The organism is Phycisphaerae bacterium (assembly GCA_035384605.1).
Lineage (GTDB): Bacteria > Planctomycetota > Phycisphaerae > UBA1845 > PWPN01 > JAUCQB01.
On record DAOOIV010000161.1, the window covers coordinates 1 to 8,646 of the forward strand.

Sequence of the window (8,646 nt, forward strand, 5' to 3'; positions counted from 1 at the left end):
GACTACATATTCAAACCGGCGAAATCTCTGCACTTTCAGAACGACGCTGGCACCCGAAGACGTCTCCGATGGCGACCTGATGACCGCCGATGCGATCGCCGCGAAGACTAGCGGCCATGCCCGTGGCGAGGTGCCCATAGGCTGCACCCACCTGACCATGTTCATCGACGTGCAGGCCAAGGCGTTGTTCTGGCTCGTGGTCGCATGGGAGGCCGACTTCACCGGCTACGTGATCGACTACGGCACCGAGCCGGTGCCAGAAGTGTCAGCCAGCCACCGGCAGATCGTACCTGCATCCGCGACAAGAGAGACGCAACGTTCAGAAAGAAATCGAGTCTGACCGCCGAGTACCAAGCCACAGAGGGCTCTTGGGCGCGGGACGACCGGTCGGCGTGAACCGGTTGATGTCCATTACTTGCCAGTAGCCCAAGCGATCAACATGTCCGTCGAGGAAGCCGGCGTTCATGCGTGATCGGGGTGTGTAGTGGCTGTCTATCCATGAGGCGGGAAGGTTGCCTCCAGTCTGGGGTGGCCTGCCCCCAAGCGTCCCCGCGGTCCAGTTGGCCCCAGCCACGGCCGGCTTCTCGGTTCTCTCACCGTGACGAAAGCGCAGGGCCCAGCCAAGGTGGTCGGAGGGATAGCTGTGGAGGTTTTCAGGGAAGATACCCGGTTTGCCGGCCTCGGCGACCAGGATAGGCGTGCCCTTGACGTTCTTCAGCCCGGCACTGGCGTTGGCACCGTAGCTCATCCACAGAATCGGGACGGTGACGTGGACACCGCCGCCGACGTCTTGGGCGATCAGCTCGCCTTTGTAGGTGTAAACGTCGTGTCGCCAAGTCGCTTTGCCTTTGCAGATTGTCGCGTCGGCAAAATGCTGTCCCTTCGTCGCGTTGTGCTTGACCAGAAGGTCCCCGTTCGGGTCATCATAGGCGTCGCCGCCGAATTCATCCTCATCCACCTGGTCCTGGATGTCCGTCACCCATCCGCTACCGTCGCGAAGCACCCGATTGAAGATGCCGTCGCCAGTGGTCGTACCGCGATACCTGCCCCCGGAGTAAAGCCTGTCCAACACGCCGGGAACCGGGAAGGGGTTTTCGTCCGATGGGCAGGTGAACACGTCTGTCTGCCCCTTGAGCTGTTTTTGTGAGTACACCGCCCAGCCGAAGTTGGTGCTCCAGACCTCCCTGCGCATCTGGGTCTCGGCCATCTGCAGAATCACCCCGCTAACAGCCTGTTTCATGTTGCTCGCGCACAGGGCGCTACGAGCCTCGTTCCTCGCGTGGGAAAGCGCGGGCAGCAGAATGGCCACCAGCAGGGCGATGATCGCCACCACCACCAAGACCTCAATCAGTGTGAATCCGCGAGTCTTCAGCATGCCATTCATTACACGGCCCCCTGACACATGGCTTCTCGCTTCGGATTCCCTGAAGGCCTTTAAGAAGGGCGATCCGCGCGCACGAACGCACTCCGCTGCGGTCGCTGATGGCATGGCGCCACATGCTTCCCGCTTACCTGCGGCGTCGGGGCCGCATCATTAGAAACACGCCGCCGAGCATGAGCCCGATCGTCGTCGGCTCAGGGATGATCTCGAAATAGGCGTTGTCCGCCTTTGCGTTTGCCCCTTGATTATAGTTTTTGAACGAAGGACACATGGTTGCCGCGGTGAACAGGGCCTCCGGCGGCCTGTGGGTCCAATCCCCTGACGACGCGGAACTATCAGCGATCGTCCCGGTGACAATCATGTTGCCCTGAGCGCCGCTGGCATCCAACTCCCACACCGTGGCGTCGATTCGGGCCGAAGTATTCGTCAGCTTGGTGTACTTGACCTGGAACCGGTACCAGGCATTCGCCTGAACCGGCGTCGTGTAGCTGATGATCGTATCGGTCCTTGTCTTGCTACCATCCTTGAAGTATCCCTCAATATCGAACCCGCCGGTGCCATTCTGGGACAACTGGACGGAGAAGATGCTCGATGTGCTCGACGAAGCCGGGTCGATCGTCCAGCCAATGCGATCATCCTTGAAAGGAAAAGCTGCATCCATGATGTCAGGCGTCTGGAAGTCCATTCCGATGATCACGCCGGTCACGCTCGGGTCGGTCCAAGTGAAGGGATGGGCCGACCAGTTGAAGCAGTTCTTGGCTTCAGACAAGCCCACAGACCCAGCCAAGCCTTGCCCGGCCTGAATCGTCGGGCTGTTGGTGGCCCCGTCGCCATACCAATCGGGTGCGTACGCCGCAATGTTGTCACCATCCGTGTAGCCGGACTCGAAGTCTTCGATGAAGATCGCGGCGCCGGCGACCCCGGCCCCGGTGACGCCGATCACGACGGTCACAACCAGCCATTTGAGAATAGTCATTTTCACACCTCCTCTAATAGGAATTTGCAAGAGAACGGCACAACCACGATAAACGATTGAATGCAGCTTTCTATAGGCTGCGCTTCTTCGCTCAATACGGAACGCAGTTCTCCGGAGGACGATCGACGTCGAAAGCCACGCCGGGACCTGTTGCGCACGCCTCAAACGCCCAAAGGTCATCGCTGTCGATGACGTCCTGATTGCCCGCCCGGTCCAAGCAATGGCAATTGTCCCAGTCAAACGGACTCGACATGTAACACCGCTGAAAAGCAGCGAAGTCCGTCTGATCCACATCTCCGTCGCCGTCTATATCGGCGAAGGGCACGTTGCATACCTGGCCCGGACCAAATACCGGGACCAAGCTTTTTCCCAGCACGGCGACTTCCTCTCCGGGCGCAAATGCCCCGGCATTGGTGCCGCTCACCCAGTCGAAAGCAATGTCAATAGTCTGGTCGCCACTGCTGTCACCGAACCAGAAACCCCTGTCGCCCGAGGCGCCCGTTCCCTTGGCCATGGCGTTGATGATCTCGATAACCGGCGTCGGGTTCTCGTTCAAATAGAGGCGCACGATGCGCCCACAATCCCACGCGGCGTCCTCTTCAGAGCCCTTCGAGGTCAGGCGCAGGGTCACGAAGCCGTCCGTGCCCATCCCGGTTTGAACCATAACGCCCCGCTTCGTTTCGGCTGCGACTCCATCGAGGCCGCCCCAGTGAAAATCAGCCGCAGAGGCATCCGTTTCCGCGATGCGGAGCATGGCCCGCCTGGTGCTGCCGGCGGGGCCCCAGGAGCGGAGTTTCAGCCGGGCAAGAATGGTCGAACCCACACTGCCGCGTTCCCGCACGCGCTCCCAGTTGCTCGACTCGGGGTTGAAGAACTTCGCCCGATACCAAGTCTTGATGTCGTTCCCGGGGTCGATCAGCCGCCAGACATAGTGATTGTCGGCATCCGGGTCCGGCTCAACAGCGCCGTTGAACTCTCCGTCGTCCACGTCGAACCGCAGGCCGGGGCCGGCGGAATCATCGTTCGTCGGAAGCGTGCTCCCGTCGTACATGAACACCTGCGTGTCGCCGACGCCGAGATAACGGAGCTTCACGTCGCGCGTCACGACCTGTGGTGAAGAGTTGTCCGTGAAGGTCAGCGTGCATTCATAGTCTTCATCGGTGTCGTGGCCGGCCAGGGCGGCGACGTCGATGTGGGCCACGATGTCCACGTACCCACCGACCTCAACAGTGCCGGTCGGATTCATCACCGTGAGCCACTCGAAGCAGCTACTGTCACCCGACTTGGCGACGGTGTAGTTGACCGGGTACGCTCCCGTATTCGTGAGCCGATAGACGACGTCCTCAGGCAGCTTTGCCGGATAATCGAGCAGATAGGCCCGCTCCTGGCTGCACGAATCCAGCGTCCAGCGACATCCGTAAACCGACAGATTGATCTGCCGAATGTGCTCGACGGCCGGGTCGCAGTCGTCCGTGAACTTCAGGTAAGCGGTATACGAACCGCCGGCCAGGCCGGCGGAATCAAAGCTGACCGTCAGCGTGTCAGATGTCTGCGCCGCCACCGTCGCGCCCGTCTTGTTGATTGATATCCAGGAGACATCGACCGGTTGCTGCTGATCATCCAGTTCAACCACCGTGTACGTAAACGTGTTCAGTCCCAGGTTCTGGACAGTGTAGTTGATCGAGGAGGGCGTCGGCGCGGCGTTGATGTCCGTCTCGACTCCCTGGGCCTCTTCGGGCGTCACCTTGCTGAAACAGTCGGGCGCACTGATCCGAATGATTTCGAAATACGCGTTGTCACACTTGGCCGAAGCACCGTTGTTGTAATTCCGGTAGGTCGGCCACATCGCAGGAGCCGTGAACAGTGCAGGATTTGGGGTGTCGCTGGCGAGCGCGTCGGTATCCGCGATCGTGCCCGAGACAACCTCAGAACCCGTCGTTCCGTCGGGGTTAATCGTGTGGAGTGAGACGTCGATCTTGGCTGATGTCATCGTCAGCTTGGTCAGCTTGAACGCCGCGCGGTAGAAGGTGTTCGCGGTCATGGGTGTGACTCCGGGAGTGACATCATACGTCACAATAGTCGGCGTTCGGTCGCTCCCTGAAGCGTTCTTCCAGCTGCCGCGGATTTGGTTCTTATACAGTTCGATCTGAAGCCATTCGGCGGAATCCGTGCTGAACTGGTTGGTTGTCCAGCCGATCTTGTCGCGGAAGGGCCAATAGGAATCGCCCGTGTTGCCGGGTGTTTGGAAGTCCATCCGGATGATCACGCCGGCAATGGTGGGATCCTTCCACTCGAACGGCCGGGCGACCCAGTGGAAATTCCGGGCGGCCGCAGAGAGGCCGACGGAACCCCCGACGCCCGCGCCGGCCTGAATGATCGGATCATCACTGGTGCCGCTTTGACCCCACCAGGGATCCGTGTCACGCAGGTGCCAGCCGATGGGGTAGATCGCGGGATTCTCGAAATCCTCAAGAAAGGACTCACCATAAGCCACCCCGACGGCCGCCATAACACCCAGAACACCTACCGCGTTCATTGTCATCGGGCCCCATCGCATCGTTTACTCCTCCTTCCAGTTAAGATTCGCTTCAACGACTACATACGATTGGCCACGTGCCGGCCCCTTTCTGGGGCTCCGTCGCGGCCGAGCGGACTCATGGCCAGCCGATTTGGGTGCCGCGCACCCACTCCACGTGCGTGTCGGCAAAAACCACATTTGTCCCACCTGCTCCGGACCTGCGATGACTACCGACGTTCGCTCTACCAATCAGTTGGTTGGGCTGATCGCCGAGTATGTGTTCGCCGGCTGCACAGAAAGCCACGGCGCTGGTACTCATGCTCCCACTCCGAAGACGTTTCACGTCTCCCATCGTCCAGCGGCGACAGGCACTCTTGGACGGATCGTTGGGGCGGCCTCCCGGAAGCAAGCTGCCCTCGATCGAGGGTACCGGGAGACCATCCGCAAACGTGGTCCGCAGTTCCTGCGGAACGCGGATTTTGTTCCATGAAAACGAAGCAAATCGGGGCAGGCCGTCCCCGGCCGCGCCCTTGCCACTAGGCCATGCGACGCCGTGAGCCGGGAGGCGTTGCGGGACTATGTTTTCCCAAAGCCAAGTCTGGAAGCTCTCAAACCGCCCCTGTTTCTCGTAGAACCGGAAGAACCCCTCGTCCCGCCACGTTTCGTGCCCTGGTCCGCGGCCGCGTTCAAAGGGACACGCATACTGTTCCGGCATTGCTTTGGCTTCGTAAGCATCCTTGGTGGCACGATCCCACACCGTCTCCGGATCAAACTGTCCACCATATCTGGATCCCAGGTGGTTCGTTCCCTGGTCATATTTGCGAAGGGCCACCGATACCCAGCACGCCCGCGCAGGCGGATTCCACGCTCCAAGAACGCTGGCGGCATAGTTGAATACCACCGGGACGTAATCGTTTTCTTCGGAACGATATTGGGCCAACGCCGCAGCGATTTGCTTGCTGTTTGCCTGGCAGGCAACCAACCTCGCCTGCTCACGTGCCTGACGGAGAGACGGCAACAACACCGCTATGAGCAACGCCAGTATTACTACGACAACAAGCACTTCGATCAGCGTGAAACCGACCCGTGAACTGTGGGAGATGTTGCGCCGCGCCTTTTTCACCGACCCGGGGCAACCCAACGTGCCAATAGTCGCGGTGTGTACCGCCATCCTGCCTCTCCTGCCACGCCTACGGCTCCCTCGGGGGTGCCGTCGATTGTCTTTGAATGAGTTCGCCTTCCAAAAAAACGGTTTCAATATGCGGAACCGGGTTATGAATCCGCCGCATCAGCAATTGTGCGGCCTGCTGGCCGATACGGTATTTGGGCTGAGCGTAGGTTGTGAGCCACGACGGCTGTTCCAGATTGAAACCCGCCGCATCGAACCCCACGACCGACAGATCTGCGGGGATTCTCAGACCGAGTTCTGCTGCGACCGCCGCCACCGTCTCCGCAATAGGATCGTTGGCCCCAAAAACCGCGGTCGGCCGACGATCGGACGGCAAAGAAAGCAACTCGCGAGCAGCCGTGCGCCCATGGTCCTGATACACGTCGTCGCTGACCTTGGTCCAGACCGGATCGATCGGCTGACCATGCTTATGCAACATGAAACGATATCCCTGAAGCCTCTCTTCAACCGTGGAGACATTTGCCGTCCCGATGAATCCGATCCGTCGATGCCCGAGAGCCAGAAGATGTGACATTAGTTGCTCGGCTCCCAATCGGTTGTTGGTGGCCACCAGATCAGCCTCGCAGCCCGGCAGCCGTTTGTCGATCAGGACCAGTGGCAACCGACGTTCGAGGATCTCGACTATGGGCTGGTGCGAATCAGAGGGGTCGGATGAAGGCGATACGATGAAGCCATCCAGACCTTTTCGTATCAAACTGGATATTCCCTGTTTTTCTGCTCCCGTCTCCAGCCCTCCCTCCAGGACGGCATGGTAACCCCAGTGCACCAATTCGCTGCGGATACCGTCGAGCATGGGCCCATACAGCGGGCCTGACGGCCAGTTGAACCACACTCCCACCAGCATTGACCGCTCGCCACGTCGGCGCCTTTCTTCTGGCGAGATCCGGAATGTGCCTCGACCTTGCCGTTTCGCGATAAATCCTTCGTTGGTCAACTCGGCGAGCGCTTGGCGGACCGTCGTTCGGCTGACCGCGAAGCGGGCCATCAACTCGCTCTCCGACGGCAAGCGAGCCCCGATAGGGATTCGCTGCTCGGTCATCTCGCGAAGGAGAGACTCTTTCAGGAATCTCGCTTTTGATCCCCTTACTACTGGTGTCATGACATCATCTTAACACATTAAGACAAGCCGGTCAAGACGTCGTTATGAATTTTTCGTTTGCATTATTTGAAGATTCCATTTTGCCGGTTCTTGCGCGTGGCCTGGCTGGCTCGTAGATAGGTTTTGACAGCCATAAACAACTGTAATAAAACCACTTATATGATCGTAGCCGAGACAACATGATGTTGTTATATCCTAATAACACATAGCTACAAGCTGTATTGACTGTCGCCGCTCGGCATGCTAACTTAAGCGCTTGCGACGTAGTGAGGAATCTGGGCAGGCAAACTGGGATCCAGAGGAGTGCCTACGGGTAGTCCGGGGGATTCCCGCCAGCCAGACCACCGACGCCAGCCGTGCGGACTATCTTCGGGCAGTTGGGGAACCTCGGGTCGCTAGCATGAGCTCTGATTTCATGCGATGTGCGGGAGGTATCGTTGAGCCGGCCAACGGCATGACGGCAAAGTGGCCGAAGGCACAGCTTATGCCGCGCGCGATGCGCCCGCGAGTCTCCGAGCAACGGAATTGTGAGGTTGTCAGATGAACGAATCGGGAAACCAGCCACCGCTTACCCGTCCAAGCCTGCGGTACTTCATGCCCTATCAGCAGACGGCCATCGGTTTCTTCGTGGTAGTCGCTTGCGTGGCGGCGTTGATCCTGGGCGTCAAGTGGCTCTTGGGAGACCCATCATGAACCTTCCGACGCTTGACGTCATCGTCATCCTGCTGTACTTCGGCGTGGTCACCGCGATCGGGTTGCTATCTGCCAGGCGGGTGGGCACCCAGAAGGAGTTCTACGTCGGGGGGCGCCGTTTCGGCAAGTTGCTGATGATCATGACGTCTTTCGGGGTGGGAACCAGCAACACACATCCCATACTCGTATCAGGTGTGACGTACACGCACGGCATGTCGGGGATCTGGTACAGTTGGCTGTATATGCTGTACATGCCGATCCAGTGGGTCATCGAGCCGCTGATCCGGCGGTTGCGGCTCTACACCACGGCGGACTTTTTCGATTTACGTTACAGCAAGGGCTTGGGTCTTTTTTTCAGTGTGAGCACGCTGCTGAACGCCGCGGTCATGATCGGGACGATCTTGATCGGCATGGGGCAGATCATGGAGGCGGTGACGCAAGGCGCGCTGAGCAAGGAGGTAGTCATACCCACCGCGGCCGCGATCATCATCATTTACGGTACCGCAGGAGGCCTGGTGGCAGCGGCGTGGACCGATGTGCTGCAGGGCATTCTCATCATTGTTCTGTCGTTCATGCTTTTGCCGCCGCTGTTCAGGGAGGTGGGCGGGCTTGCCGGGCTCCACGAAGCTCTGCCCGCACAGGCGTTCTCGCTGGCGTGGCCTGCCGGAGATGACGCCGCCAGGAGCATCGGGCTGTTCGCCATCTTCATGCTCTTTGTCAACGGCATGCTGGGTGCGCTGATCGAGCCCCAATCTCAGACCAAACAGGCGGCTAACGACGAGTGGACGCT

At 59.5% G+C, this 8,646-nt stretch carries 8 protein-coding genes; 3 read left to right on the forward strand and 5 right to left on the reverse strand.

Going from position 1 to position 8,646, the window contains the following annotated elements:
• The coding region (locus PLL20_20655) for a phage terminase large subunit family protein (protein HPD32411.1) at positions 1-340 on the forward strand (340 nt) is incomplete at its 5' end.
• On the opposite strand, the gene PLL20_20660 is transcribed toward PLL20_20655, so the two are convergent.
• From PLL20_20660 to PLL20_20680, 5 genes are all read right to left on the reverse strand, one after another.
• Entirely contained in the window at positions 320-1,384 is a 1,065-nt protein-coding gene (locus PLL20_20660; protein ID HPD32412.1) for a type II secretion system protein, read from the reverse strand. The genes PLL20_20655 and PLL20_20660 overlap by 21 nt on opposite strands.
• A 124-nt stretch (positions 1,385-1,508) precedes the next feature.
• Positions 1,509-2,357: a PEP-CTERM sorting domain-containing protein gene (locus tag PLL20_20665; protein HPD32413.1), complete on the reverse strand. Its 849-nt coding sequence runs from the start codon at positions 2,355-2,357 to the stop codon at positions 1,509-1,511.
• A gap of 91 nt (positions 2,358-2,448) precedes the next feature.
• On the reverse strand, positions 2,449-4,914 hold the full coding sequence (locus PLL20_20670; GenBank protein ID HPD32414.1) for a hypothetical protein: 2,466 nt from the start codon (positions 4,912-4,914) through the stop codon (positions 2,449-2,451).
• Between the two features lie 97 nt (positions 4,915-5,011).
• Entirely contained in the window at positions 5,012-6,046 is a 1,035-nt protein-coding gene (locus PLL20_20675) for a prepilin-type N-terminal cleavage/methylation domain-containing protein (protein ID HPD32415.1), read from the reverse strand.
• 19 nt (positions 6,047-6,065) lie between these two features.
• Positions 6,066-7,163 carry a GntR family transcriptional regulator gene (locus tag PLL20_20680; GenBank protein HPD32416.1) on the reverse strand — a complete coding sequence of 366 codons (1,098 nt, stop codon included), beginning with the start codon at positions 7,161-7,163 and terminating at the stop codon, positions 6,066-6,068.
• A gap of 540 nt (positions 7,164-7,703) precedes the next feature.
• Between PLL20_20680 and PLL20_20685 the strand changes: the two genes are divergently transcribed.
• Together PLL20_20685 and PLL20_20690 are read left to right on the forward strand one after the other, a co-directional pair.
• Positions 7,704-7,856, forward strand: a complete 153-nt coding sequence (locus PLL20_20685; GenBank protein HPD32417.1) for a hypothetical protein — start codon at positions 7,704-7,706, stop codon at positions 7,854-7,856.
• The coding region (locus tag PLL20_20690) for a hypothetical protein (GenBank protein HPD32418.1) at positions 7,853-8,646 on the forward strand (794 nt) is incomplete at its 3' end. The genes PLL20_20685 and PLL20_20690, both read left to right, overlap by 4 nt.

Coding starts and splice junctions, on each gene's coding strand:
- PLL20_20665 (HPD32413.1), bottom strand. CDS start 2,357: ATGACTATTCTCAAATGGCTGGTTGTGACCGTCGTGATCGGCGTCACC.
- PLL20_20675 (HPD32415.1), bottom strand. CDS start 6,046: ATGGCGGTACACACCGCGACTATTGGCACGTTGGGTTGCCCCGGGTCG.
- PLL20_20670 (HPD32414.1), bottom strand. CDS start 4,914: ATGCGATGGGGCCCGATGACAATGAACGCGGTAGGTGTTCTGGGTGTT.
- PLL20_20685 (HPD32417.1), top strand. CDS start 7,704: ATGAACGAATCGGGAAACCAGCCACCGCTTACCCGTCCAAGCCTGCGG.
- PLL20_20680 (HPD32416.1), bottom strand. CDS start 7,163: ATGACACCAGTAGTAAGGGGATCAAAAGCGAGATTCCTGAAAGAGTCT.
- PLL20_20660 (HPD32412.1), bottom strand. CDS start 1,384: ATGAATGGCATGCTGAAGACTCGCGGATTCACACTGATTGAGGTCTTG.